Below are 26,332 nucleotides of genomic sequence, written 5' to 3'. Positions count from 1 at the left end.
TCGCCCCTCAGCTCACCAGCGAATCGATCCACTGCGCTGCCTGAGTCCCGCCCTGCTCGAAGTAGTGGGTGTGCGCGCCGATGCCCATGCACACGTCGTGCTCCGATCCGTAGGGCCCCGGCGCGAAGGCCGGCGCCGGGTTCCAGAGCGTCGCATGGCCGCCCACGGTGTCGATCGCAGGAGGCGGGTCGCACCATAGCCAGCGGCCGACGTAGTCGCCGGTGGTGTACAGGTTGACCCAGCGGTTGGCGCCGACGTCGCAGGCGAGCGGGCCGCTGTTGGCCGGCGTCCTGGCCCGCCCCACCCATTCGTAGAGGAGCGGAAAGCGCGCCGCGTAAAGCTGCCGCAGCGGGCAACCCGCGGTCAGCAGGTGAAGCTTGCCCTGCAGCTGCGGCCACAGCCGCGTGACGCGGTCCTCAATGCCGGCATCGGCCTGCCATTGCGCGCGGTGCTGCAGGTAGCGCAGGAGTTCGGTGGAGATCACCGTGCCCTGGCTGTGCGCCACGATCACGATACGGTCGTACTGTTGCGCCACGAGGTGTTCGAGCAGCGCCACGTAGCGCGAGAAGATCCGGGCGCGCGGGATGGCGTGGCGCGGGAACTCGCGGAAATGGTTGTCCACGTCCAGTGCCACGTCGAGCGGCAGCCGCAGCCAGGGCACGTAGCGGGACAGCACCCCGCCGAAGGCCGAGAGCGCCGCGGCCGCGGTGGCGGCACTGAGTACCAGGGGCTTGAGCACGCTCTCCGACAGAGGCCCGAACCATTCGATGTACGCGCCGCCTATCAGGTCCTTCGGCAAGATGCCGCAGCGCGCCAGCAGCAGCACGACGCCGACGACGGCAGCCACCACCACGCTGGTTGCCGCAAGCCCGGTGACGACGGCTTCGAGCCGGCGGTAGCCGCCGCTGAGCCAACGCCCCAGATCCTGCGCCGTGCCTACGCCGTTCCTGATTTCGGCGAGCACGCTGGGCACGAGCACCACGATCATGTAGAGCAGCAGCGCCAGCGTAAGGCCTGCTGCGAGCACGAAGGTCTCGGTGCTGCGGAGATAGCGCTGGTGCAGGAAGTTGGAGCCCTTGTCGAAACAGCCCGAGGCCACGTCGAAGATCAGCGGGCAATACGAAGTGCCCTCTGCGCCGAATTCCACCAGCGTGGTGAGCAACGCCCAGATCGCCATCGAGAGAGCGACGAAGGAAGCCATGGACACCATCAGCCCCAGCCGCCCGGTCGCCACGCTGCCGCGCGCGGCATCGCCGTCACGAGCCGCGATCTGTCCAAGGACGAACCACAGCAGGAAGGGCACGACCGCCGCGGCCCACCAGATCACGATGCCCAGCAGCATGAACTCGAATGCGCGCATGCCGGCGCGCACCCAGTCGTGCAGGTCGACCGCTTGCGCCCTGGACGCGAACGTGGCCGACACCAGGTGCCCCAGCAACAGCAGCGTCGTGGCCGCGAGGAAGGCGAGCCCCACCGCGCGCATCGCCGGGAAGCGCGCGGCCGCCACCCGCAGGACGTAGTCGAACAGCAGTCCGAGCAGCGCCAGGCAGCCCAGGCCCACCACCCAGTGCGCCGGCACCCAGTGCAGCAGCGCCGTGGCGGCTATCGCGCAGGCTGCCGCAGCGAAGCGGTTCGCAGGCCGCGCACCATACCGGTAGCAGTACCACCACAGCGCGAGCGCCGGCGCTGCCACGGCCAGCACTGTGCGCAGCACGGCGGTGTGCGGCTGCGCTACGCCCCAGGCGACGATCAGCAGCCCGATGAGCAGCAGCTGCGAGAACAGGTTGGCCAGCAGGTTGGAAAAGGCCCAGTCCAGCCCTCGCTGCAGTTTCGCCAGCCATTGCCAGCGGCGCGGCGGCTTGCCGTCCGGCTGCCGCAGCCCGGCCTCGGCACTGGCACGATCCACTGCATCGCGCCCCAGCAGCGAGAGGCGGAACACGACGGTGAAGAGTTCGGTGACGATGCGCGGCAGCACACCCGACAGCCGCGACAGGTCGGCCCAGTACATCTCGTGCACGTCCACCTGCTGCGGCGATGCGCCCGAAGCGGTTGAGGTGCGGGTCATGCGGATGCGAGCGGCTTCGTAGGCCTCGTTGTCGGCGCCCTTCCACTTGGAGAGCAGGTAGTCGCTGAAGGCGATGCCCGCGTCGGCCGAGACCATGGCCCTCGGCGTGGGACCGCGGTTCCTGGCGCCAGCGGAAGCATCCAGCCTGCCCTTGCCGACGATCCACTCATCGCGCAAGAAGTCCGAGCGCAGCGATTGCTCGAAGGCCTTTCCCATCGAGTCGGGCGCCTGCATCGATGGCTGGACGCGCCGCGTCGAGCCCGGAGGCAGCGGCTTCGACGAGCGGTTGCCGGCCATCGCCTTCAGCGGCGGCACCGCCACGATGAAGCTGTTGCAGTCGCCATGGCTGTAGCGAGCCGACGGCGTGCCGGCATTCACCATCAGCGAGGCGATGGCGCGCGCAGTGTCGCCGGATTTCTGGTCGGCGACGCCATGGATGGCGACAACGGCCACGCGCTCCGAATGGCGCGCAGCGGCAGTCCCGGGCCGCTCTTCCTCTTCGCTGCTTGTCGTAGCGCTCATGGTCGTCCTCCTGCTCGCCGATGGCCGGCTGCGGTGACACCCACGGGAAGGCGGACTGGCCGAGAGAGAAAGAGAAAGAAAGAAGAGATCAAGCCGGCTTCGCGCGGGAGCGACGCATTCTTCCCGCGCGGCCACGCGCTGCGCCATCCCGCAAAAGCAGGATGCGGACTATGGCCAAAGCCCTGTCGGGCCGCCGGATCCGGCTACTTGAACTCGTGACTCACCACGGGCGCCGACTTGCTGTCCTGCACCGTCACGCGCTGCCGGTACACCTCGAGATCGCCGTTGCGCACCTCGATGTTGTAGATGCCCGGTCGCAGCGACAGCGACTTCAGCGGCGGGCTCACGCCGCGGTCCGCGCCGTCGACGAACACCTGGCCCCAGGGCCGGACGTTGAACAGCACGCGGCCCATGCCGGGCGCTGCCGCCGGCGCGGTGGTCGTGGCGCCCGGGGTGCCGGGAGCGGCACCTGCGACGGCGGTTCCGGGCGGCTGCGTGCCGGGAGCGACGGGCACCGAGGGCGGGGAGACGCGGTTGATCTCGGCGATGGCGTTGCGCGCCTCGCGGGCGTGCAGGCCGCGGCGGTAGCGGCGCAGGTAGGCCTCGTAGCCTTCGCGCGTGTTCTCGCTCTGCGCGAGGTTCCAGTCCTCGGCCTCGGCGGTGGCGAGCGCGGATTCGGGCGGGGTGACCGGCGTGGCGGGCGTTGCTGGCGTCGTCGGCGTCGCCCCGGACGTGGAGGCCGGCACGTTTTCGAGCGGCGTCAGCGGCGCGGCGCCTGCGACGGGCGCGCTGGCCGCCGCAGCTGGAGCCTGAGCGGCAGCGCCGCCGGCCACGGCCGGCGGCACGCCGTCGGCGGCGGAAGGCGTGGCGCCGGTGTTGGCCGCGGGCGGCATCGCGGCCGGCGGCGCGGTGTTGCTCGACATCGGCTCGCTCGGCGGCGGCACCGGCACCATCGCGGTCTTCTGCTCCTGCGGCTGCATGCCCGAGGTGAGGCGCAGGCCGATCCAGGCGCCCACGGCGACCAGGGCTATCAGCAGCATGCCGACCATCCCCCATGGCGGGCGCTTGAGCTTCTGCTTCGGTGCTGGCGCGGCAGCCGCGCCCTTCTGCGCGGCCTGGGCCTTGGCGCGGGCGCCGCGATCCTCCTGCGCCGCGCGCGGTGCCGGCGCTGGCGCGGGAGCGCGCACCGGTTCAGGGACGGCCACCGGCACCGGTGTCGCGATCGGCTCCAGCGGCGCGGGCGCCGACACCGGAGAGAACTGCTGCGGCGTCAGTTGCGGAGGCGGCGGCGTGGCCGATACGGGCGCGGCGGGAATGATCACCGCCGGCACGCCCATGCCGCTCACGTAGATGTCGCCCAGCTTCACCAGCCCGAGCTCGGCGGCGAAGGCGGCCACGGTCTGCGTGCGGTCCTTGCTGTGAACGGCCAGCGTGTGGTCGATGGCGGCGCAGAAGGCCGGGCTCAGGTCGTCGCGGCCCATGGACGACAGCGGCACGTAGGCGTCCTGCACGCTGCGCACCACGGCCGAGGGCGGCGGGTGCCCGGTGACCGCGCGGTACAGCACCGCGCCCAGCGCGTAGAGGTCGGTCCAGGCGCCCTGCAGCAGCGTGTTGTCGTCGGCGTACTGCTCGATGGGCGAGTAGCCCGACTTGACCATCACCGCCACCTCGTCGACGAGGTCGGCGATCGACTTGCGCGCCGCGCCGAAGTCGAGCAGCACCGGCATGTCGTCCTGCTGGATGAAGATGTTGTCGGGAGCGATGTCGCGATGGAAGCACTGGCTGCGGTGCAGCGTCTCCAGCGCGCCCAGCAGCGGTCCCAGCATGCCCAGCAGCCAGGGCTCGGTGATCCTGCCGGGCTCCTCCTCGGCCAGACGGCGCAGCGTGCGGCCCTTGTAGAGCTGGATCGCCATGTAGGCGGTGGAATTCGCCTCCCAGAAGCGATGCACGCGCACCAGCGCCGGGTGGCTGAACTGCGCGAGGGTGCGGGCCTCGTTGATGAAGCTGCGCAGGCCCGCCTGGAAGGTGGCGGTAAGGCGCTCCGAGCGCACGTGCACGCTGTTGTCGCCCACGCGGCGCGCGAGCATGGCGGGCATGTATTCCTTGATCGCGACCTCGCGCTGCAGCGAGTGGTCGTAGGCGCGGTAGACGATGCCGAAGCCGCCCTCGCCGATCACCTCAAGCAGTTCGAACTCGTCGAGGCGATGGTTCACGCCCAGCGGATGCGGGCGCTCGTCCTGCGCGTCGGCCGCCGGGCTTCCGATGCCGTGCGTGGTCGTCATGCTTGCGTTCCTCCTGCGGGACGACCCACCCCATGACCCTCATGGCCCCCCTGGATCGATCGGCCGACCTGGCTCTTCTTGTTCATGCCCATGGCACATGTCCCTGCGAAAACAACTTGGAAAACAGCGGCGTGTTGAGCCCTCCGCCATGGGCGGCTGTGCGCAACGGCGACCCGTCGGCCTGGTTGGTCCACCAGTAGCTGGTGCTGCCGAAGGGGTCGAAACACAGTGGAAGCTCCGGCCAGCCCAGGCGCTGCTGGGCGCTGGCGCCACCGGCCGTAGGCCCGAGGATCGAAAGGATGTCGTCCGAGCCGCCGCTGGCAGTCTGGAAGCCCGCACGGCCGGCCGCCAGCACCTGGCTGTCGAACTGGTCCGGCGCCACGCCGTGGCGGATGGCCTGCAGCATCGCGGTGCCGCACTGCCAGTACCACTCGGCCGAGCCTTCGAGCACCGAGGGGCGGTAGCTGCGCGCGGCCACCTGCAGGGTGATGCATACGGGGTAGTAGCGGCCCACCCGGTCGCAGCTCGGCGCGATGCAGCCGAACTGGACCGCGTCGACGCCCTGCGTGGCGGGGATCGCGAAATTCCACACCGGTGCCACCGCGTAGTGGCGCGTCATGGCGTCGGGCCAGCGCTTGAAGCTGCCCAGGCCGTTCTGCATCCAGCGGTCCCACCAGGCCTGGAGTTCGCGCGGCATGCGGCGATAGAGGAAGTCGCCGGCGGCAGGCAGCTTGCCGTACCAGCCGATCTGCTCGTCGACGGGCACCCAGGCCTGCGGCGGAATGCTGCTGTTCATCTCAGGACTTCCCCGGGCACGAGAAGCTGTTCATCTGCGGCAGGCGCAGCGGGTTGTAGACGCTGTTGGCCGTGACCGCGAGCACCACCTTCTTGCCCTGCAGGTCGAAGCTGGCATTGAAGGACTCGGGCGAACTGCCCGCGGAGATCGAGGCCTTGTCGAAGAGCCGGTGCAGCGCCCAGGGGCCTTCGGTCACGATGCCGCCTGCCGGCGTGCCGTTGGCGGTGGTCACCTGCAGGCGCACCTGGTTGCTGTTGCGCGGGCCAGGCCACTTGATGGTGCTGGGCGCCTGCGGGCCGTGTGCGTAGCGCACCGTCTGGCCGTCGACGTCGAGCGTGAACTGCGTGAGCGCCGCGTCCATGTCCTCGGGCCGGATGTCGATGGTGAACGAGGGCGTGCGCCCGCCCGCCATGCCCGAGAAGAACACGTCGCGGATGGCCTGCGCCTTCTGGAACGAATCGAGGTACGCCGAGCGCCCGGTGGCGCTGCCGTCCACGCCGCGCTTGAAGGCCCACGGATTGACCGAGGTGTCGACCTGCGTGATGAGGTTCTTCTGGAAGAAGTCGTCCATCATCCCGCCCGGCGCGAACAGCTGCGCGAAGTCGCCCGAGGCCACGTCGCGGTTCGATCCGCGCGTGAACGGATAGCGCCCCGCGATCGCCTGGTTGCAGAAGGTGCCGATGCTGGCCGCCGCGCTCTGCCCGATGTTCTGCCGCGTCACCGCCGCAGCCTTCGACGAGGCGGTGGCGGAAAGGTCGTTCAGCATGCCCTGGAAGGGCACCGGCAGGCGCCCCGCTTCGGCCTGCACCTTGGTGACGGCGTCGCTGGTCGGCGGGATGTTGCCGCTGCGCAGCGCGGTGTCGGTGGCGGTGAGGAAGTTGTAGAGCTCGTTGATGAGCGCTGCCGTCGCGTCGATCGGCGCCTGTCCGCCCTGCTTGGGCGCGGTGACCATGCGTCGCAGCGGCTCGAAGTGGTTGTCCACCAGCGACTCGGGGCGGTCCACGCGCGTGTTGCGGCGCTGGCTGCCGTCGGGCTGGCCGATGAGCTGCTCGATGCGCTCGCGCGTGCTCTGCACGCGGTTCTGCGCCTGGTCGAGCAGGCTGCGCGCGGCCTCGTCATGGTTGCGCAGCAGGTCGGTCTCGCGCGCGGCGCCACGGATGATGCGCGACATCGGCGACTCGGCGGTCGACAGCACGCGCGTCATCTGGATGCTCTGCAGCAGCGAGCGGCTGTCGGCCAGGCGGATGTCGACCAGGTAGTCGTCCCACACCTTGATGTAGTCGGTGAGGTAGAGCCGGCGCACCTCGCGCAGCAGCAGCTCGCGCGAGGTGATGTCGGCGATGCCCGGCGCGCGGATCTGCAGCACCCAGCGGTCTTCCTGCTCGAGCGACAGCGTGGTCTCGGCCATGCGCTTGTCGAAGATGTCCCAGTAGCCGCGGTAGGTGAAGAGCGTGGGAATGCCGTCGGTCAGCGGCTTGCCGCTCGCGCGCCTGATGACCAGCGCCGACTCGGCGCCGCCCGCCTCGGCGATGCTGAACGCATTGGGCGGACTGGTCTGCAGCAGGATGCGGCGCAGCCGCGCGTAAGAGCGCTGCGCCAGCGGCACGCCGGCCAGGCGCTCGCGCGTCTGCGTGATGAGCCTGTCGTCCTTGGCGAAGGGCGAGGTCACCACGCGGCCCGAGAACAGCGCCTTCAGGTGCGACTCGAGGTTGGCGCGCTGCTCGCGCGTGAGCGATGCGCCGATCTTGCGGTCGACGTCGGTGAGCAGCCAGGCCTGCAGGAAGTCGGCGTCGTAGCGCTCGGCGTCGTACAGCATGAGGTAGGCCTTGAGCGCCTCGTAGCTGTATTCGGCGTCGTTCTTCGCGGCCTCGCGCAGCGACTGCTCCACGCGCTGCGCGGCCTGCGGCAGCAGCACGGTCTCGAGGGCGCGCTGGTAGACGCCGTCGGTCGCGGCCTGCAGCTTCTCGCCCTGGTAGAGGCCGAAGCGGTAGGAGGTGGGCGGATCGCCGATGTCGAAGTGGCTGGACTTCGGCAGATCGCGCAGCCTGTCGAGGATGAGCAGCGAGCTCGCGATGTCGCCGCTGGTGTCGACCACCGTGGGCAGCTCGCCGCGCGCTGCGGCCTTGTTGAAGGCCTTGGCGTTGGTGTCTACCTCGGCCACGTAGTCCTTGTTGTTGCGCCAGCTGTTCACGCAGGCGCCCAGCAGCAGCACCAGCAGCACGCCGATCACGCTGTAGCCCGCGATGTCGATGGCCCGCTTGCGCCGGTACCAGCGCAGGTTGGTGCCGGCCACGCCCGCGTCGCGGAAGATCACCTGCTGCAGCAGGTCCTTCAGGAAGTAGCTCTTGCCGGGGCCCGGCGGCGGTGCAGGCGGCGCATTGACCTGCAGGTAGCGCTTGATGGCGCCCATCACGCGGTCGAAGGCCGTACCCTCTTGAGTGCCGCTGGTGAAGTACACGCCGCGCAGCATCGACGCGGCCTCGAACTTCGACGGATTGAACACGTCGGCCAGGAAGGTGCCGAGGATGTCCTCGAAGCTCGCGAACTGCTGCGGCAGCAGGTAGGCCTGCGCACGGCGCATCGGGTCGGACTCGGCCGCCAGCAGCTCGGGCAGGCGCTCGTCCAGGCGCTGGTGCAGCAGCTTGTATTCCTGGTGGAAGCGCTCGCGCAGGTCGGCACCCACGGGCGCCGCGCCCTTGTTCCCCTTCCCGGCCTTCGCCGGGCTGCCCTGGATCGGGAAGGTGAAGCCCCACACCTGCTGACGCTCGGTGCGGCCCAGCGAGCCGAAGTATTCGTTGAAGCCGGCCAGCAGGTCGGTCTTGGTGACCAGCACGTACACCGGGAAGTCGATGCCCAGGTCGTTGCGCAGCTCCAGCAGCCGCTTGCGCAGCGCCATCGCGTGGCGCGCGCGCTGGGCGTCGTCGGCCAGCGGCAGGTCGGCGATGCTGATGGTGAGGATCGCGCCGTTGATCGGCTGGCGCGGGCGGAACTTCTTCAGGAGTTCGATGAAGCCCTTCCACTCGCTCTCGTCGGTCTCGCGGTTGCTTTCGTGCGTGGTGTAGCGCCCGGCGGTGTCGATCAGCACCGCCTCGTTGGTGAACCACCAGTCGCAGTTGCGCGTGCCGCCGATGCCGCGCACCGCGGCCTTGCCGAGCTGGTCGGCCAGCGGGAAGTCGAGGTCGGAGTTGACCAGCGCGGTGGTCTTGCCCGAGCCCGGCGCGCCGATGAAGATGTACCAGGGCAGCTGGTAGAGATACTGCCGGTCGAACAGCGAGAAGCGGCTGGCGGGCTTGCCGTCGGCATCCGCGCCGAAGCGCATGTTCTTCAGGATGTTCGTGGCGTCGGTGAAGCCGCTCTGCAGCTCCTTGATCTCGGGCGCGTCCTCGGGCTTGGCTTCCTTCTCGCTCTTGGAGGGCGTGCGCAGCTGGTTGAGCAGCTGCGCGTTGAGCCGGCGCTCGCGCCATTTCCGGTAGATGACGCGCACGATCCAGATCGTGAACATCAGCACGATGACCACGATGCGCACGATCTCGTCCTCGAGCGGACGGTAGCGGCCCACCGCGATGGCCGGGCCGATGACCCAGATCAGGAAGGCGAGCGCGACCAGGCCCAGGAAGACCCACAGGTCGCGGCTGATGAGAAAACGGAAGACGGCGCGCAGCATCAGCGGTTGCCTCCGGAGCGCGGTGCGGGCACGGGTGCGGGTGCGGGCGCAACGAGAGGCGCGGGAGCCACCGGCGCCACCAGCAGCGTCACCTCGACGCGGCGGTTGCGCGCGCGGTTGGCGGGGGAATCGTTGGGCACGATCGGGTCTGCGTCGCCGCGGCCTTCGGCGCGCAGGCGTTCGGGCCGCGCAAGTCGCGCTGCGATCATCTTCTTCACCGCGTCGGCGCGGGCCTGGGAAAGTTGCCAGTTGGAGGGGAAGCGCACGCTGCGGATCGGCTGGTCGTCGCTGAAGCCGCTGACCAGCACGTTGCCTTCCACGGAATTGAGCGCATCGGCCACGCGCGTGAGCACGGGCGCATAGCGGTCGAGCACGCGGTCGGAGCCCGAGGCGAAGAGGCCGTCGCCGCGCAGCACCACGACACTGCGATCCGCCTCGTCGCGCACGGTCAGCAGGCCTTCGCGGATCTCGGGTTCGAGGAAGCGCTGCAGGCGCGGCACCGGCGCCGGCATGACGACCGCGCGCTCGGCCTGCGGCAGGCGTACCGCGTTGACGGCCGCGAAGGCGCCGTCGGAGTGGCCCGCGAGGTTGAAGGTGAGGAACGCGAACACGCCCATCAGCAGCACCGCCGCCACCGCACCCACCGCCCACACGGGCAGCCAGTTGCGCGAACGGCGTACGGGGGCGCTTCCGTCCTGCCAGTGCGGCGACAGCGGAACCGGGATCTCGCCGCGCGTCTGCCGGATGATCTGCAGCAGGCGCTGCTTGAGCGTCTCCAGCTGCGATCGGCCGTTGTCGATGACGCGGAAGCGCCCCTCGAAACCCATCGCCAGGCAGAAATAGATGAGCTCGATCAGGTGCAGGTGCTGCTGCGGGTTCTGCACCAGGCGCGACAGGAGCTGGAAGAACTTCTCGCCGCCCCAGGTCTCGTTGTGGAACATCACCAGCAGGCTCTGCGACGACCAGATGCTGCCGCCCCATGGCGTGAGCGCGGCGGCCTCGTCGACCGCGGTGCACAGGCAGTAGCGCGCGCCGATGATGACCTCAGGCGCGATGCCCGCCTGCTGTGCGCGCGTCTCGAAGCGGCGGACCTCGTCGACGAGATGCTCGCGCAGCTGAGAGGGCGCGGGATGGTGGCCGGTGGCGCGGATCTGCGGGATCAGGTCGAGCAGCGGGTTGGCCGCGGCCACGAGCGGGTTGTTGCCCGCGAGCGCCGTGTCGCCCGCATGCGGGCGCCGCGCGTCATGCCAGGCGGTGAAGGAATCGGGCTGCGCGCCCAGGCCGCCCATGCCGGCACCGCGCGAGGCGGGCGGCATGCCGCCCATGTCGCCATTGGCGTTGCCGCCGCCGGGATTCGGCGGCACGAAGCCTCCCGGACCGACGGCCATGTCGTTGACACCGTTCATAGAGTCCCTCACGGACGGATGGCCCAGAACTCCATGGCCAACCCGGGAAAGTCACCGGCCAGGTGCATCGCCACACCGCCCGACTTCTCGAGCTGGCGCCACATGTCGCCGCTCTTGTCGAGTTCGAAATAGTGGTAGCCCGCGTTGTACGGAATCTGCCGCGGCGCAACCGGCAGCGGACGCACCACCACGCCCGGCAGCTGCAGCTGCACGAGGTCGCGGATGCGCTCGACGGAGCCGATCTTCACCTGCGTCGGGAAGCGCTGCTGGATCGCATCGGCCGGAAGGTCGGCATGCACCGCGAGCACGAAGCCGGCGTTGCGCACCAGCACCGGGTCGGGCATGCGGCCCACGCGCACGCCGTGGCTGCGCTCTTCGAGTTCGATGGCGATGGCGCTCTGCTCGAGCACGGCCGACAGCGAACGCCGGAGCTCTTCGAGCAGCGGTCGGATGCACTCGTTGAGGTTGTCGTGGTCGTAGATCGGCCACAGCACCGGACGGCGCGTGGGCGAGGTGTGCGTGGCCAGGTGGCAGGCCAGCTTGAGCCAATCGACGAAGAGCTCCTCGGGGTGCACCTGAACGGCCTGCTGCGCATGCCAGGTGAGCGCGAGATAGCGGTTGACCAGTTCGAGCAGCAGGAAGTCGGAGACCTCGCTCACGCCGCCGCGGCCCGGCTGCGAGAGGCGCGAGGCCAGAGCCTCGGAGCGCTGCGTGAGCAGGCCGTGCAGCTCCGCGATCATGCTGCGCAGCATGGGGTGCGCGGAGGCGTCGAGTACCGGCGGTATGTAGTTGGCGTCGACCACCAGCTTGTGGTCGGTGCGCCGCTCGATCACGCGCACGGCGCCGATGGATTGCCACTCGGCGGTCAGCGAGGAAGCGCGCGCGAGGCGCAGGCGAGGCGCGGCGAGCTGCAGCACCGCCGGACCCAGCGCGACGGCATTGCCGTCGTTGACCTCGCGCTCGATCACGCCGAAGCGCGCGGCGGAGCCCTCGTCTTCCGAGAAGATGACCTCCTCGCTGCCCGGCCTGCGCAGGGGCAGCGCCAGAACGATGAGTTCGTCGGTGAGTTCGCTGGGCACTTCGTACGGAGGCGGCGCGTCTTCGGCGCCGAACGAGAACGGCGTGCCGTCGGGCATCACGCCCGCGCCGCCGAGCAGCGACACGCGGCCCAGCGCGAAGGCGTCGCGGTCGATGTCCAGGTGCAGCCAACCCCAGTAGGCGCCTTGCAGGCCCGCGGTGCGCCGCGTCACGTACTGCTCGACATAGCGTTCCAGTTGCTGGAAGTGCTGGGGGCGCAGGTACATGCCCTCGGACCACACGACGCGATTCGCCAATGCCTGCGGATGGGCGCCATTTCTTGCAGCGCCCGGATTGCGAACTGTCACCAAAAAGACCTCCTGGGGAGTGCTCACGCCGGAGCGGGAGATGCGCGGGAGAGCGGCCTCCCGGTCCACTTGTTTTGATCTCGATGCTACACGTCGCTTCTTACGTTTTGCACCGCATTTATCTTATGAATTCTTCGCACTTTGGTACTAGTCATTGAGTACCTTCAGTGCAAAGTTAACGACTTGGTAGCAGCTCGATGCCCGTCTTGCGCACGGCGACCTGCACGGCCTGTTCGCTCGGCGAGAACTGCCACACCTTGTACAGGTTCGTCTGCTTCGGTTCCTTCAGCGGCAGCACGATGCGCCAGCGAGCGGCTTCGAGCTTGCGATAGCCCGCGATGATGCCGATGGCGCGCGAGTCGAGACCGGCCTCGCGCTTGAACACGCGCTCTTCGCCGCTGCGCATGATGGCCTGGTCCGCATTGACGAGTTCGGTGCTCAGCGTCTCTCTGTCACGGTCCTGTAATGCAAAGTAATCTGCCGTCTCGAAGTTGCCGGAAGATTTCAGCTCGAAGACCTTGACGAGGATCGGAGCGGCCTGCCCCCGGCCGTCGGGATTGACGCCTTCGTCGATCCTGATCGTGACCGCGTAGGGCGTGGGCATGGACTTGGCCGTCGATGCGCATCCGCTGATGAGGCCCGCCCACAACGGTGTGGTTGCAAGTGCGCCTTGTAGCAAGCTTCTTCGATGCATTGAAATCTCCCAGGGGTTCGCGGCTTATATTATCGAAGTCATACGCCCTTACGATGGCGCATCGCGTGCATGCCGCAATCAAGCGGCACACCTTCCAAGCATTGCCTGTTCATTGCCTTCTGCAAAGTAGGAGAGAAGATTGAAGTCATGTCTGCCTGCTCTGGCGTTAGCTCTTCTTGCGGTCGCCGGCTGCACGACCACGCCGCCGCCCGAGCCCGCGCCCCAACCCGAACGCCTGAGCCAGCAAGTGGCCCGCACCACGCTCGAGAAGGCGCAGCAGGCCTATGACGAAGGCGACTATGCCAAGGCGCTCAGCACGCTCAAGAGCGGCGGCGTGTCGGTGTTCGAAGGCGCGGAACCGGCCACGCGCCTCGATGCGATGAAGCTCGAGGCCTTCAGCTACTGCGTGGCCAACCAGATCCCCGAGTGCCGACTGCAGTTCCGCAAGATCCTCGATGCGTTCCCGACCTTCGAGCTCAACGTGGCGGAGCGCAAGCACCCGGTGTGGGGCCCCGCCTTCGAGGCCGCCAAGCGAATGAAGCGTTGATGAAGAACATCGCGGCCGCGCAGGCACAGCGGCGCGAGAAGACCAACACGGAGAAGCCATGCGTTGGACAGTGATCGAACACGCAGGCAGGCCGGTGGCCACGGGCCCCTCGGCATTGCTCGCCGCGCCCGGAGGAACGATCGGACGCAGCCCCGACAACAACCTCGTGCTGCCCGACGAGCAGCGGCAGATCTCCCGCCTGCAGGCGACCGTGCGCTACGACGACGACGGCGTCGCCGTGCTGCGCAACATGAGCGCGGTGCTGCCCATCAGCGTGAACGGACGCGCGCTCGCGCATGACCAGGAATCGCGCGTGGCGGACGGCGACAGGGTGACGATCGGCAGCTACGTGCTGGAGGCATCGAGCGCGCAACATGCCGCGCGCCCGATTTCTCCGGTGCCGCCGCCTGCGTCCCCGGTGCAGCCTTATCCCGCACAGCCCGCGCCGGCGCCCTACATGCCGCCGCCGACGATGGCCGCGCCGCCGCTGCAGGCAGCGGCAGGCCCCATCGACGCGCTGCTGCCTTCTTCCGGCGCCTCCGATGTCTTCTCCGACCTGTTCGGCGAAGGCGCCCTGCCCATCGGCGACATGCAGCCCAAGGTGGCCATGCCCTCGCCCCCGCGCCAAGCGGCGCCAGTGCCGGTGCCACCGCCACCAGCTGCTTTCGCACCGCCATCGCCCGGCACCGCCTTCGTTGCGCCCTTGCAGCAGCCTTACCAGCAGCCGCCTGCACCGGCGCCGCAGCAGCCCGACCCCTGGGCCGCGCTCGCGCCATCGGCACCGCCGAAGCAGGGCTCGAGTCCGGCACCGGCCACGAGCACAGGTTCGTCGCAGATGCCTTCCGCAGCGGACTGGGACGCCATCCTCGCCAATGCGCCGCGCCGCGTCGACAGCACGCCCGCGCCCATGCCCGACCCGATGGCGCACGAGCCCTTCGAGCTGCCGTCGCAGGCACGCCGCAATCCCGTCGATCCGCTCGCAGAGCTGAATCCCGATTCGGCCAGGGACATGTCGGACGTGGCGCTCAAGCGCGGCGTCGATCCGCTGTCCTTCTTCGCTTCCGACGAGAGCGCGCACTCGCCGCTCTCCGACCCCCGTCCCACCGCACTGCCCCACACCGATCCGCTGCTGCCGGGCGACACGCACCCGGCGGTCGACCTGCTGCAGAACAACCGGCCGGCGGTGCAGAGTTACAGCCACTCGAACCACACGCGCGAAGTGGCGGCGCAATTCCGCCCGCCGAATCCGGTGGCGATGCCTGCACCGGTGCCGGCACAAGCACCCGTCGTCGAACCGCCGAGGGCGGAGGCGCCGCCGCCCACACCGGTTCCCCCACCACCTCCTCCCGCACCGCCGCCTCCGCCAGCCGTGCAGGAGATCAGGCCCGAGCCATCTCCCGTCGTGGAACAGCCTGCGGTCGTAGCGGCACCGACGCAAGCCGCTGCACCGACGCAGACGCCGACACCATCGCCCGCACCGACAGAGACCGCAGCGGTCTCATCGTCATCGGCGGAAGCCCTCTTCAAGGCCTTCCTCGAAGGCGCCGGCGTGCCCGAAGTCGCCGGCCAGCAGCCGATGGACATCGAGGCCATGCAGCGGCTGGGCCGCATCATGCGTGCCTTCACCGACGGCACGATCGAGCTGCTGTCCTCGCGCGCCATGCTCAAGCGCGAGGTGCGCGCCGAGATCACGATGATCGTGGACGAGGAGAACAACCCGTTCAAGATCCTGCCGAACGGCCGCGCCGTGCTGATGCAGATGTTCGGAGCGCGCATGCCCGGCTTCCTGCCGCCCGAGGCTGCCGTGCACGACGCGCTCGGCGACCTGCAGTCGCACCAGCTCGGCATGGTTGCGGGCATGCGCGCCGCGCTGCTCACGCTGCTGAAGCGCTTCGACCCCGCCGCCCTCAGCCGCGAGACCCCGCACGACGGCGGCCTCGGCGAGAAGCTGCTGCCCGGCGGGCGCGAGGCCCGCCTGTGGCGCCAGCTTCAGCAGCTGCACACCGAGACCACGGCGGCCGTCGAGGACGACTTCCAGGCCGTGTTCGGCCGCGCCTTCCAGCAGGCCTACGACAAGGAAATGGAAAGGCTGAAGGAGATGCGCCGTGCTTGAAGCCACACGCTCCTCGTCGTCCGCCTCCTTCGCAGTGCCGATCTCGACATCGCAGTTCTCCTGCGTGGGCGAACGCAGCGGCAACCAGGACGCCATCGGCTACCACCTCGACGAACGCAACGGCTGCTTCGTGGTGAGCGACGGCGTCGGCGGCAACGCAGGCGGCGAACTCGCCTCGCGCATCGCTGTCGACACGGCCCTCAACACCTTTGTTGCCGGGCCTTCGCTGGCCGCAGACAACATCCAGCGCTGCGTGAAGGCGGCGAACGACGCCATCCTCGCCAAACAGCGCGAGCTCACCGAGCAGAGCCGCATGAGCGCGACCTTCGTGTCGCTCTTCGTCGACCGCATCACCAACCAGGCCTGCTGGGCCCACGTCGGCGACAGCCGCCTCTACTGGTTCCGCCGCGGTGCGCTGATGCAGCGCACCGAGGACCACAGCCTGTCGGAGCGCTCGGGCGATGCAGCCGCGAGCCAGCACCACGGCGGCGAGCGCCTGGTGAAGACCAACCTGCTGTACCGCGCGCTCGGTGCGCGCGCGACGGCCGAGGCGACGATCACCGCGCCGCAGCGGCTGGCCGATGGCGATGCGTTCCTGCTTTGCACCGACGGGCTCTGGCAGCTGATTTCGCAGCAGGTGATGGAACGGTCACTGCAACTGGCCGACAGCGCCGAGGAATGGCTGGCGCTGATCCGCCGCGCAGCGGAAGCCAAGGCCGATGATTCGCAGGACAACTACTCGGCGCTGGCGGTGTGGGTGGGGTTTCCGCAGCAGGTGACGCTGGCGGGGACGGCGGCAGTCGCCAGGGCCGACTGAAGCCTCCGATCTTCGGATCGCTTTCAGGCCATCAGCACCAGGATCTTGGGCTGGCTCGGCACGATCCGCATGCCCATCGCATTGCCACGGTTCTGGCGCGTCATGCTCGTCAGGCGCGTCTGCGCGGAGCCTTTGATCAGCATGGTGAAAGCGCCCAGCGTGTGCCGTGACTCCCCCATCACGCTCTGCACCGCCACACCCAGGCCGATGCCCGCGTTGTCGCCGAAGGTGAGCGGCGTGCGCGTGGCCAGGTTGTGTGCGGGGGTGCACAGGTAGAGGATGTTCCAGGCCTTCGGGATCGCGGTGGGGCCCAGTGCGAAGTTGGGGTACGGGATCGGTATGGCCGGCGACTTGCAGACGTCGGGGAATGCCAGGTCGATTCCCATCAATTGGCAGTTGGCGAACATGCGGTGTCTCCTTTGATGGTTTTCGGGGATGTGCGGCTCGTTCAGCCCATGTGGATCTGGCTTGCGTCCGCCTTGATCAGGTCCTGTGCCGTGACCACGGTGTTCTTGCCGTGCAGCCGGGCCATCTCGGTAGCCTGGTAGTCGATGTGGGAGGCGCGCACCTGATCGATGCCCTCGGTCATGCGGAATGCCGTCTTGCTCAGATGCACAAGCCGCTCGACGATCGCCTCGTAGACGCGGCCGATCACGCGAATGCCGAGCACCCTGACCTCGGCTTCTTCGCCGCTGTATGCCAGCCGACCCACGCGGCAATCGGCCGTATTGGCGTCGATCTCCAGTTGCGGCGCATCCATGCGCACGCCCTCGCGACCTCGCAGCGAAAGCTGCGTCGCGCTTTCGATGCTGACCGCGCCGCGCTCGGAGGCCAGGGTCATGTCGCCGCTCACGTCCAGGCGCGATGTCCGTGCGTCGGCCTGTTCGGCAACGGCCGTGAGATAGAGACGGCTCGAATCGGGCCCGCTCACGAGCACCAGATCACCGATCTCCGGCCGCAGCAGGCAGCTGGCAGCGCGCTGGCAATGCAGCACGCGCCCGTCGCTCTCGACGCTGTAGAGACCGCCGGGCAGCGCCGAGACGACGGTGCCGAGCGCATTGACTGCGCCGCTTTCCGGGCCCGTACGGTGTTCCGCCGGGGTTGGCTGGGACAAGGGGGATCGCAGGGAAGCAACGTTCATGGGCAACCTCGATGTACTCGTCAGGGTCTGGCTCCGCGCGCCGAGAACTCCTCGGCCGCGAAAAGATCGGGATCGTTCGGCAGCAGGCCGCCTTTATCAGAGAAACGCGTGCCTTCGGTCAGCGCGCGGTGCATCTTCGTGCGCATGAACGTGGCGCCACCGAAATCGGCGTCGTGCAGGTCGGCGTACGAGAAATCGGCATAGGTCAGCACCGATTCGCTGAACCTGGCCTTGCTGCAGCGCGCACGATGGAAGACGCACTGCTCGAGATCGGCACCCGCGAAATCGGCGCCCTCCAGCTCCGCGTCGATCCAGATGCTCTGGGTGAATACGCCGCCCGTGCACGCCACGCCCTTCATGTGCACCTGCGGGAACAGGCTTTGCGGCGCGTGCACGCGCCGCATGCTGCCGCCTTCCAGCTGTGCGCCCTTGAAGTTGCAGCGCAGGAGCGTGGCACCTTCGAAGTCGCAATCGCGCAGGTCGGCGTCCGTGAACTGGCAGTTCTCGAAAGACTGGCCGCGAAATGCCTGCCCGGTGAGCTTCGATTCGATAAAGATGGTCTTGTCGTAGCTGCAGCCGGCGAACACCGCCGAGCGCAGATCGGTCCGATAGAAGGTGGCCTGCACCCGCACGCGCGAGAAGTCGACACGCAGGAGCGAGCCGCCGTGTACGCTGAGCTTCTCCAGGCGAACGTCGGCGAACGAGGCGTCGTCCAGGATATCGTCGGCGAACGAGGCATGGCCCAGGTCGGCGCCGGAGAAGTCCACGCCGGCCATGTTGCAGCTCTCGAACATGACGCCGTCGAGCGACGCGCCGGGCATGCGCGCGCCAGGCAACTCGCACCGGCTGAAGACGCATTCGACGAGCGAGGCCGAGGCCAGGTTCGCGTCGGCGAAGCGGCACTGGTTGAACATGCTGCCTTCGAGCTTCGCACCCGACAGATCGGCACCGGTGAAATCGCACGACAGAAAGACGCCGCCCGACAGGTCGAAGCCGCGGAAGTTCAGGCCCTTCAGGTTCTTCTCGCGGATTTCGTCGCCCCGCTGGACCATGGATCGAATGCGTGTGGGCGTCATGGCGTGTCCTGCTCGGGTGCGCGCTTGGGCACGGTCTTGACCTGCTCGGTATAGGCCTCGTCGAACCGGGTGAACCTGTCGATCAGGCACTGGCCCAGGTCGGCCTGGAACAGGTTCGCGCGATGGAGGTTCGCCGAACCCAGCAAGGCCTTCTGCAGGTTCGCGCCGATCAGGTTTGCACGGACGAGCGTTGCGCCCGTGAGGTCGGTGCGCACGAAGCTCGAGTCCCGCGCATCGGCGCCCACCAGCGTGGCCTTGCGCATCGAGGCGTTCGAGAAATCGGTGCCGTCCATCCGGGCATCGGTGAAGTCGGCGGCATCGAGCACCGCGTCGCGCAGGTTGCAGTCGATCAGCACGGCGCGCTGGAAGTTGGCTCCCCCGAGCTTGCTGCTGCCGACAAAGCAAGTGCTCTCTACGCGCGCGTCGGAGAAGTCGATGCCGCCGTGGCATTCGCTGTCGGTCCAGTCGCAGGTGTCGAGTGCGGCGCCTGCAAAAATCATTTCCGAGACGGCGCAGTTGTACCAGGAGACTTTTCGCAGGCGCGCATGATCGAAGCGGACACGGTGCAGTTCGCTCTCGTCCAGGAAATCCACCGAGGAAAGGTGCGCCCGGTCGAACCTGCAGTCGCTCAGGCGGGCCTTGTCGAGGGTCAGGTCGACCAGCTTCGCGTCCGAGAAATCACAGCCCTGCGCCCGAAGCTCGTCGAGCTGGGTCTGATCGAACCGTGCCCCGGAGAAATCGGTGTCTTCGCACACGGCGAGCACCATGTTGGCCTTGGCCAGATCGGCACCCCGCAGCGAGGTGTGCGAGAAATGGGCGCGCACGAGCAACGCCTCGCCGAAGTCCGCGTCGTCGAGCCTGCAACCGCTGAAATCGGCGGTCTCCAGCAAGGTACGCCGCCATCGCGTGCCGCGCAGATCCATGCCCGAAAAATCGGCACCCGTGAGATCCAGGTCGGAGAAATCGCGCCGATCGGCCAGGATGCGCTCGGCCTGCGCACGCGCCTGCGCTGCAGCCTCCGGCGTCATCGGATCGGCTGCATCCTGATGCTGCGCGGTGCGCCGGTAGTTGGCGATGAGCTGATCGCCGGCCATGTGCGACAGCCGCTTCAATTCGTCAGCCGCCTGCTGCGGCATGGGCGTCGCCCCTGCCGCAGCGGAAGATTGCCGCTGCCTCTCGATGCGCGCCCAGGCGTCGACCTTCGGCGGGCCTTTCTGTTTCGTCGACGTGCTCTGCTCCATGAGCCTGGAGGTGTCGAAGCCAGCCTTGCGCGACTCGACCGCATTGGCTTCGGCTGCGGCCGCCATCTCGGCGCGCACCTGCTCGATCTTCGTGCGCTGTTCTTCGACCATCGCCCGCGTCTTCGCGATGTACTCAGGCAACTCGCGCATCGACGTGGGCGGCTTGTGCGGCGGGATCTCGCCTTCCTCTGCTTCGAAGCGGCTCATGTCGACGCCGTCCGCCCTGGCTTTCTCGCGCACTTCCGAACGCATGCGTTCGGCGCGCACCTCCATGTTGCGGCGCATGGGCGACGGCGGCAGAGCGGACATGTCCAGGTCGGGCCACGGGGCCAGGATGTGCTCGGGCATCAGTTGCTCGTCATGCAGCAGATAGAGCGCACGATCTTCCGCCTCGCAGCGGATCACCAGCACCTCGCGGTAGTCCGAAACCGGCAGCGGCGGCGCACTGCCCTCCTCCATCGCCATCATGGCGTGGCTGATGTCGTCCGCGTCGTCCTCCGCGATCTCGGTCACGCCGTGATAGATCAGCCCCAGGCGCTCAAGGTGCGGGAAGAACCATGCAGTGCTCAGATGCAGCGGCAGGTCTTCGAGCACCGCACCGTCGAGGCTGTGCAGGTGATGCTTGCCACGAACCACGAAGCCGCGGGCCCGCCAGCCGGGGATGCGACCGCGCTGCACCCGATGGTCGGGATGCATGTTCGTGATCTCGAACTCGGCGCCGGCCAGTTCGCCGTCACCGGGCACGAGCCACTGGTCGGGCGGCGCGGCGTTGAAGTAGCTCCACTCCATGTCCAGCGCATAGCCCGGAAAGATGTTCTGCTTCCAGTGCTCGTCGTATTGCTTTCCGAGTCGCTGTGCGCGCGAGGGCCGCTCGATACCGACCATGCCGAATCCAGCAGGCTCTACCTGCTGGTCTCGACGGCGCAGCATCGCATGCGGCAGTTCGATGTTGGGCAGCCGTCGCGTTTGCAGGCCGTTGACGATTTCGTCGGAATGGCCGATGCCGACCGGGTTCTCGGCGAATCCGGGGCCGCCGAACGCGTGCTGCCAGTCGAGCCGCATCATGTCGAACGGTTGCGGCGCGCTGGAACGGCCGTCGACCCAGAAGCGATCGCCGAACACATGCAGCGCCTTGGTGCGCCGGCCGACCCGCACCGCTACCGCACTCTGCGTGCGATCGGCGTGATGGCACGTGTAGGCGTTGCCCGCCACCAGGAACTCGGGATTCGCCTTGGGCATGCCGAGATCGATGGAAAACTCCTCGCCGAGTTCGGTGGCGAAGGTCTTCCAGCAATCAGGCTCGGGCACCAGCTTCGCATCGAGGCCGAAGCCGTCGGTCATGACGATCGCCGTCATCCCCAGCCAGTGGCGTCGATCCTTGATGAAAGAGCGGGTGAGCATGCTCATGCGCAGCGGCTTGACGATCTTCATGCGGCGGTCGTGCTCGGGATTTCAACCTGTGTGCGATCGCGATCGATCGCCACCATCGGAGGCTCGGCGTCGGAATACAGCACATGCACCTTGCTACCCCTGACGAAAGTCGATAGCAGGTCTTCGTCGATGAAGGTCCTCACGGTGGCCTGGCGCAGTTCGCCCCGCTCATCGCGCCAGGCCAGACGCAGCTCTGTGGCCGTCATGCCGGCGCCATGTCGGCTGCGCTTGGTGAGTTGGCCCGGCGGACGGGCGAGTCCGAGCACCTCGGCCTCGGCATGCCGCGCATGACCCCGCAGCTGCAGCCAGTGCCGCTCCTCCTGCTTGTATTCGGAGTTGGTGGTCACGGTGCTCCACACCAGGAAGACGGACAGGACCACCGTCGCGGCGATCGCGATCGCGCCCACCGATCCCAGTACTATGTCAGACCACGACATTCGATGTTCTTCCTTCGCGAGGTGCCCGCGTCATTCCGTGACATTCAGGTCGCCGGTCTGTGTTTCCTGCAAGGCCACGTCGACCTCCACCGCCTTGGTCTTCTTCAGCTTGATGACGATGTTCTCCTTGCGCCAGACCCAGTCGATGAAGTTGACAAGCGACAGGTTCACGAAAACACCTGAATTGATCGAGTTGAGACCGCAGGTCAGGACCTTGAAACCGTACAGGTCGTAGGACCCCAGCGTCGCCGTGACCTGAAACCCGGTCCCTTCCTTCACGTTGCGCTGATACCAGGTCTGGTTGTCGGCATTCACCTCCTGCCTGGGCGTGTTGTAGGTCGTCACTTTCGTGTTGATCGTGAAATTGGTGGTGTTGACCTTGTGATCGGTGCTCGTGTAAGTGATGTCGGGCGCAGTGACTGTCTTGGTGCCCGTGACCACGGTGTTGTCGGGGCCGAGCACCAGCTTGCCGTCGAAGGCATTGATGATCTCGACCCGCCCGCTGCAGGTGATGCGGATGTCCGATCCCGCCACGAGCCGCAGCACCGAGCCGTTGACCGTGACGACCACGTCCCCGTTCACGGTCTCGAAGATGCCATCGTTGACCACGCGTTTCTCGCCGCCGCTGATGATCTCTGTCGCTCCGCCGGTGATGGTTCGGATCTCTCCACCCGACACCGTTTCGATCGCTCCGTCGTGCACGGTTCGCGTCTCGCCGCCATCGATGGTCTCGACCGCGCCGGCGGTGATGTGGCGCTCCTCGCCCGACTCGAAGGTAGACGACTCATGGCCCTTGATGAGCGTGGTACGCGTCTTCTCGGTGGTGTGCGTTTCGTCGCCTTCCACTTCGGTGTCGAGATTGCGCTCGGCATGCAGCAGCATCTGCTCGGCCCCCATGCGATCCTCGAACACGATCGCGTTGGCGTTCGCCACGGAGCCACCCTTCGTCGAGCGCGACACGATACCGCTCCTGGCATCTTCCGCTGGCAGATCGAATGGCGGCATCTGGTCGGCGTTGTAGACGCGACCGATCACGATCGGACGGTCGATGCGCCCGGAGATGAAGTCGACGATCACCTCCTGGCCGATGCGCGGCACGTGCACCGTGCCGAAGGAGTCTCCCGCCCATGCCTGCGAGACACGCACCCAGAACGAACTGTCCTGATTGTTCTGTCCGACGCGGTCCCAGTGGAACTGCACCTTCACGCGGCCATACTCGTCGGTCCAGATCTCCTCGCCCTCGGGGCCGACGACCGTGGCCGTCTGCGGACCGCTGGTGCGCGGCATCGGCGTACGCCGCGGTGCGCGAAACGGCCTGTCGGCAGGTTGCACGACGAACCCGTGGCCGAAGGATGAGCCGCCCGGCGCATCTGCCGTGGTTGCGTAGCCACCTTCGCGCCAGTCGTAGCTCACCGACACCAGGAGGTAGTCCCGGTTGTCGTCGTCGCGCGGGGAGCCGCGCATGTTGAAGCGATATCCCGGCGCCAGGCCCCGCACGGTGGCATGGCCGGCGCTGCGATCGGCGAGCGACTGTGCCTCCTCGAGCCGCACACGCGCATAGTGCTCGCCGTCTCCGGCTGCACCGTAGTCGCCGATCCATTCGTACATGTCGTAGTCGGCGTTGTCGGTGGCCAAAGGCTGCACCCGGGTGCCCGAAAGATCGGCCTTGGGCGTGGTGAAGTTGAAGTCGTCGACCGTATAGCTGCCCGAACGCACCTCTGCCGTCACCTGCCAGTCGTCGATCACCTCGATGTCGTCCGTGATGGCGCGATCGCTGGCGAAATAGTCGATGCACGCGTAGCCGGGAAGTTCATCATGGGCCGAGGCATCGTCTGCGAGCACCAGCGTGTGCTGGTTCCTGTCGTGCCTGAACCAGTAGTAGATGCCTTCGAGCTCCATCAGCCGGCTCACGAAAGCGAAGTCCGATTCCTCGTACTGGGCGCAGAAGTCCCAGGCCCTGTAGCTGCCGCTGAGCTTTTTCTCGTAGGCATAGCCGTAGGCGCCGAGCACTTCCTCGATCATCTCGACCGCGGTGCAGCCCTGGAAGGTACGGCTGTGGCTCGAGCGCGTGAGGTACCACAGCCACGGCCGCACGGTGGCCCTGTAGACCGTGTGGCGCACCGTGCCGCCTTCGCGGCCCGTCCGTGCAAAGCGCGTGACCTCGCCATGAAGGAAGCGCGCATCGGCCGCAGTCCTCATTTCCAGCGCCATCGACTTGCCTAGCAGAGCCCTTGCATCGATGGAAGGATCGGGGCTGAGCATCTCGACCTCGAACTCGAACAGTTCCGACAGCGTTTCGCTGCCGTGCATCGCGCGAAACAACAGCTGGTCTTCGGCGAGCGGCGTGTGGGCACGGACTACTCTTTCCATGACGCGTCTTTCCTTTCTGTTCCGGCAGCGCTCATTTCTTGTTGCGCTTCAGATTGACGGTGACCACGAACGGCCCTCTTTTCTGGACGGTGCTCGTGGCAAAGCGACTCTTCACATTGACCTTGATGTTGATGAGCGCATCGAGCCAAAAGAGGTACGACCAGTTTGCAAAGACGCCGCTGAGCATGGTGTTCACTCCCGCGACCTGCAGCTTGGCCCCGAAAAAGTCCGCGGAACCGATGAACAGCTTGACATGCCGGTTCGACACGATGTCCTTCTGCTGGTCGATCCATCCCTGATCGGCAGCATTGCCGGTATAGCCCGGCGTGTTGAGGACGGCGACGTCTGCGTTGAGCGTGTAGTTGGTGGTGTTGACCGTGTAGTTGGTGCTGTTGTAGACCATGGTCGGCGCCGAGACCGTCTTCGTTCCGGTCACCGCGGTCGCATGCGGGCCGAGCACGAGCTTGCCGTCGAGGGCGTTGATGATCTCCAGCCGGCCCGCCGCCGTGATGCGGACGTCCGCCCCCGTCACGAGACGCATCGTGCTTCCGTTGACCACCAGCAGCACGTCTCCGTTGTCGGTCTCGACGATGCCGCCATTGACCACCCGCGTCTCCCCCCCGCTGATCGTCTCCGTCGCCCCACCCGTGATCGTGCGCGTCTCCCCGTCGGTCACCGTCTCCGTCGCACCGCCCGTCACCGTGCGCTCCTCGCCCCCGTCGATCGTCTCCACCGCACCCTGCGTGATGTGCCGCTCCTCGCCAGACTCGTACGTCGCCGACTCGTGACCCTTGATCAGCGTCGTGCGCGTCTTCTCGGTCGTGTGCGTCTCGTCACCCTCCACCTCCACGTCCAGGTTGCGCTGCGCGTGCACCAGGATCTGCTCCGCGCCCATCTTGTCCTCGAACACCAAGGCATTGGCCGTCGCCTCCGAGCCACCCTTCGACGACCGCGTGACGATCCCGCTCTTGGTCGCCTCCCCGGGCAGCGCGAACGGCGGCATCTGGTCCGCGTTGTACACACGCCCAACGATCACCGGCCGGTCCGGCCGCCCGCCGATGAAGTCGACGATCACCTCCTGACCGATGCGCGGCGTGAACACGCCCCCGAACCTCTCACCCGCCCAGATGTGCGACACCCGCACGAAGCGCGAGCTGTTCTCGTTGCGCTGCCCATACCGGTCCCAGTGGAACTGCACCTTCACCCGCCCGTACTGGTCGGTCCAGATCTCCTCGCCCTGCGGACCGACGACCGTCGCCGTCTGCGGACCGCTGGTGCGCGGCACCGGCGTCTGCCTGGGCGCCCTGAACGCCAGCGCCGTGGGCTGCACCACGAAGTCGAAGTCGTAGGTGCCGCGCTCCGAGCCCGTGGCATACCCCCCCTCGCGCAGCGCGTACGACACCGACACCGCCAGGTACTCCTGGTTGTCGTCCGACCTCGGCGAGTTGCGCATCGTGAACTTGTAGCCCGGCGCCATCCCCCGCACGGTCGAGTGCCCGCTGCTGCGCTGCGCCAGCGACTGCGCCTCCTCCAGCCTCACCTTCGCGTAGTGCTCGCCGTCTCCCGCGGCCGGGTAGTCGCCCAGCCACTCGTACACCTCGTAGTCGGCGTTGTCGTGCCCCCGGGGCTGGCTGCGCACGTTGATCAGGTCGCCCTTGGGCGTGGTGAAGTTGAAGTCGTCCACCGTGTAGCTGCCCGAGCGCACTTCCTCGCTGGGCTGCCACTCCCGGATGACTTCCATGTCCTCGGTGATGTCACGGTCGGACGCGAAGTAGTCGATGGTCTCGTACCCGGGCGTCGCCTCGTGCGCACCGATGTCGTCGGACAGCACCAGCGTGTGCTGGTCCTTCTCGTGCCTGAACCAGTAGTAGATGCCCTCCAGCTCCATCAGCCGGCTCACGAAGGCGTAGTCACTCTCGTTGTACTGCACGCAGTATTCCCAGCTGCGATAGCTGCCAGAGAGCTGCTTCTCGAACGCGAAGCCGTAGTCGCCGAACACCTCCTCCAGGATCTCCACCACGCTCTTGTCCTGGAAGATCTTGTTGTCGCTCGAGCGCGTGAGGTACCACAGCCACGGCCGCACGCTGGCCCGGTACACCGTGTGGCGTTCCGTATCGCCCTCCCGCCCGATCATCGAGAAGCGCATCACCTGCCCGTTGAGGTACCTCGGCCCGCTGCCCGCAGTCTGGATCTCCAGCGTCAGCGGCTTGCCCAGCATCGACTTCAGATCCAGCGACGCGCTCGGACTCAGCAGGTCCACCTCGAATTCGAACAGCTGCGACAAACCCTCCGTGCCCCGCATCGAGCGGAACACCAGCTGGCTCTCGCCCAGCGGCGTGTGGGCT

At 67.6% G+C, this 26,332-nt stretch carries 17 protein-coding genes; 3 read left to right on the top strand and 14 right to left on the bottom strand.

All coding sequences use genetic code 11. The features are described 5' to 3' along the window. Positions 1-7: 7 nt before the first annotated feature. The 7 genes from G369_RS0130890 to tssJ all read right to left on the bottom strand — a co-directional run bounded on the left by G369_RS0130890 (position 8) and on the right by tssJ (position 12,814). Entirely contained in the window at positions 8-2,587 is a 2,580-nt protein-coding gene (locus G369_RS0130890) for a hypothetical protein (RefSeq protein WP_020723379.1), read from the bottom strand. Positions 2,588-2,790: 203 nt separating this feature from the next. Further along, complete coding sequence (locus tag G369_RS0130885; RefSeq protein ID WP_026346779.1) at positions 2,791-4,869, bottom strand: serine/threonine protein kinase; 2,079 nt, start codon at positions 4,867-4,869, stop codon at positions 2,791-2,793. 82 nt (positions 4,870-4,951) lie between these two features. Then, a complete protein-coding gene (tagF, locus tag G369_RS0130880; protein ID WP_019657944.1) occupies positions 4,952-5,665 on the bottom strand; it encodes a type VI secretion system-associated protein TagF in 714 nt (237 codons plus the stop codon). 1 nt (position 5,666) lies between these two features. Then, positions 5,667-9,329 carry a type VI secretion system membrane subunit TssM gene (gene tssM, locus G369_RS0130875; RefSeq protein ID WP_019657943.1) on the bottom strand — a complete coding sequence of 1,221 codons (3,663 nt, stop codon included), beginning with the start codon at positions 9,327-9,329 and terminating at the stop codon, positions 5,667-5,669. Then, entirely contained in the window at positions 9,329-10,735 is a 1,407-nt protein-coding gene (locus G369_RS0130870; RefSeq protein ID WP_019657942.1) for a DotU family type VI secretion system protein, read from the bottom strand. Before G369_RS0130870 ends, tssM begins: the two co-directional genes overlap by 1 nt. A gap of 8 nt (positions 10,736-10,743) precedes the next feature. Next, positions 10,744-12,039, bottom strand: coding sequence for a type VI secretion system baseplate subunit TssK (gene tssK, locus G369_RS0130865; protein ID WP_240650024.1), 1,296 nt, complete (start codon positions 12,037-12,039; stop codon positions 10,744-10,746). Positions 12,040-12,295: 256 nt separating this feature from the next. After that, complete coding sequence (tssJ, locus tag G369_RS0130860) at positions 12,296-12,814, bottom strand: type VI secretion system lipoprotein TssJ (RefSeq protein ID WP_019657940.1); 519 nt, start codon at positions 12,812-12,814, stop codon at positions 12,296-12,298. Positions 12,815-13,061: 247 nt separating this feature from the next. Here tssJ and G369_RS0130855 point away from each other — a divergent pair, with 247 nt between their 5' ends. Genes G369_RS0130855 through G369_RS0130845 form a run of 3 tightly spaced genes read left to right on the top strand, consistent with a single transcriptional unit; the run spans position 13,062 to position 16,291 of the window. Beyond that, positions 13,062-13,361 (top strand): TssQ family T6SS-associated lipoprotein, encoded by a 300-nt coding sequence (locus tag G369_RS0130855; RefSeq protein ID WP_244164405.1) that lies wholly within the window; start codon positions 13,062-13,064, stop codon positions 13,359-13,361. A gap of 58 nt (positions 13,362-13,419) precedes the next feature. Next, positions 13,420-15,474 (top strand): type VI secretion system-associated FHA domain protein TagH, encoded by a 2,055-nt coding sequence (tagH, locus tag G369_RS0130850; RefSeq protein ID WP_019657938.1) that lies wholly within the window; start codon positions 13,420-13,422, stop codon positions 15,472-15,474. Continuing rightward, positions 15,467-16,291, top strand: coding sequence for a PP2C family protein-serine/threonine phosphatase (locus G369_RS0130845; protein WP_019657937.1), 825 nt, complete (start codon positions 15,467-15,469; stop codon positions 16,289-16,291). The genes tagH and G369_RS0130845 overlap by 8 nt, the downstream gene beginning before the upstream one ends. 23 nt (positions 16,292-16,314) lie before the next feature. On the opposite strand, the gene G369_RS0130840 is transcribed toward G369_RS0130845, so the two are convergent. From G369_RS0130840 to G369_RS36595, 7 genes are all read right to left on the bottom strand, one after another. Next, on the bottom strand, positions 16,315-16,698 hold the full coding sequence (locus tag G369_RS0130840) for a DUF4150 domain-containing protein (RefSeq protein WP_019657936.1): 384 nt from the start codon (positions 16,696-16,698) through the stop codon (positions 16,315-16,317). Between the two features lie 41 nt (positions 16,699-16,739). Next, positions 16,740-17,432, bottom strand: a complete 693-nt coding sequence (locus tag G369_RS0130835) for a DUF3540 domain-containing protein (protein ID WP_080647941.1) — start codon at positions 17,430-17,432, stop codon at positions 16,740-16,742. A gap of 20 nt (positions 17,433-17,452) precedes the next feature. Continuing rightward, a complete protein-coding gene (locus G369_RS0130830) occupies positions 17,453-18,508 on the bottom strand; it encodes a pentapeptide repeat-containing protein (protein ID WP_026346776.1) in 1,056 nt (351 codons plus the stop codon). Continuing rightward, a complete protein-coding gene (locus G369_RS0130825) occupies positions 18,505-21,180 on the bottom strand; it encodes a DUF2169 family type VI secretion system accessory protein (protein WP_019657933.1) in 2,676 nt (891 codons plus the stop codon). The genes G369_RS0130830 and G369_RS0130825 overlap by 4 nt, the downstream gene beginning before the upstream one ends. Then, a complete protein-coding gene (locus tag G369_RS0130820) occupies positions 21,177-21,617 on the bottom strand; it encodes a hypothetical protein (protein WP_020723378.1) in 441 nt (146 codons plus the stop codon). Before G369_RS0130820 ends, G369_RS0130825 begins: the two co-directional genes overlap by 4 nt. 30 nt (positions 21,618-21,647) lie before the next feature. After that, positions 21,648-23,987, bottom strand: coding sequence for a type VI secretion system Vgr family protein (locus G369_RS0130815; RefSeq protein ID WP_019657931.1), 2,340 nt, complete (start codon positions 23,985-23,987; stop codon positions 21,648-21,650). Positions 23,988-24,018: 31 nt separating this feature from the next. After that, a partial coding sequence (locus tag G369_RS36595) for a type VI secretion system Vgr family protein (protein WP_019657930.1) occupies positions 24,019-26,332 on the bottom strand: 2,314 nt, incomplete at its 5' end.

The sequence above is a fragment of the Variovorax atrisoli 110B genome (assembly GCF_000382045.1).
Classification (GTDB): Bacteria; Pseudomonadota; Gammaproteobacteria; order Burkholderiales; family Burkholderiaceae_C; genus Variovorax; species Variovorax atrisoli.
This window is presented reverse-complemented; position numbering and strand designations above follow the sequence as displayed.

Excerpts from the sequence above, each read along its gene's own strand:
- G369_RS0130890 (WP_020723379.1), bottom strand. The coding sequence starts at position 2,587 with ATGAGCGCTACGACAAGCAGCGAAGAGGAAGAGCGGCCCGGGACTGCC.
- G369_RS0130885 (WP_026346779.1), bottom strand. The coding sequence starts at position 4,869 with ATGACGACCACGCACGGCATCGGAAGCCCGGCGGCCGACGCGCAGGAC.
- tagF (WP_019657944.1), bottom strand. The coding sequence starts at position 5,665 with ATGAACAGCAGCATTCCGCCGCAGGCCTGGGTGCCCGTCGACGAGCAG.
- tssM (WP_019657943.1), bottom strand. The coding sequence starts at position 9,329 with ATGCTGCGCGCCGTCTTCCGTTTTCTCATCAGCCGCGACCTGTGGGTC.
- G369_RS0130870 (WP_019657942.1), bottom strand. The coding sequence starts at position 10,735 with ATGAACGGTGTCAACGACATGGCCGTCGGTCCGGGAGGCTTCGTGCCG.
- tssK (WP_240650024.1), bottom strand. The coding sequence starts at position 12,039 with ATGTACCTGCGCCCCCAGCACTTCCAGCAACTGGAACGCTATGTCGAG.
- tssJ (WP_019657940.1), bottom strand. The coding sequence starts at position 12,814 with ATGCATCGAAGAAGCTTGCTACAAGGCGCACTTGCAACCACACCGTTG.
- tagH (WP_019657938.1), top strand. The coding sequence starts at position 13,420 with ATGCGTTGGACAGTGATCGAACACGCAGGCAGGCCGGTGGCCACGGGC.
- G369_RS0130840 (WP_019657936.1), bottom strand. The coding sequence starts at position 16,698 with ATGTTCGCCAACTGCCAATTGATGGGAATCGACCTGGCATTCCCCGAC.
- G369_RS0130835 (WP_080647941.1), bottom strand. The coding sequence starts at position 17,432 with ATGAACGTTGCTTCCCTGCGATCCCCCTTGTCCCAGCCAACCCCGGCG.
- G369_RS0130830 (WP_026346776.1), bottom strand. The coding sequence starts at position 18,508 with ATGACGCCCACACGCATTCGATCCATGGTCCAGCGGGGCGACGAAATC.
- G369_RS0130825 (WP_019657933.1), bottom strand. The coding sequence starts at position 21,180 with ATGAAGATCGTCAAGCCGCTGCGCATGAGCATGCTCACCCGCTCTTTC.
- G369_RS0130820 (WP_020723378.1), bottom strand. The coding sequence starts at position 21,617 with ATGTCGTGGTCTGACATAGTACTGGGATCGGTGGGCGCGATCGCGATC.
- G369_RS0130815 (WP_019657931.1), bottom strand. The coding sequence starts at position 23,987 with ATGGAAAGAGTAGTCCGTGCCCACACGCCGCTCGCCGAAGACCAGCTG.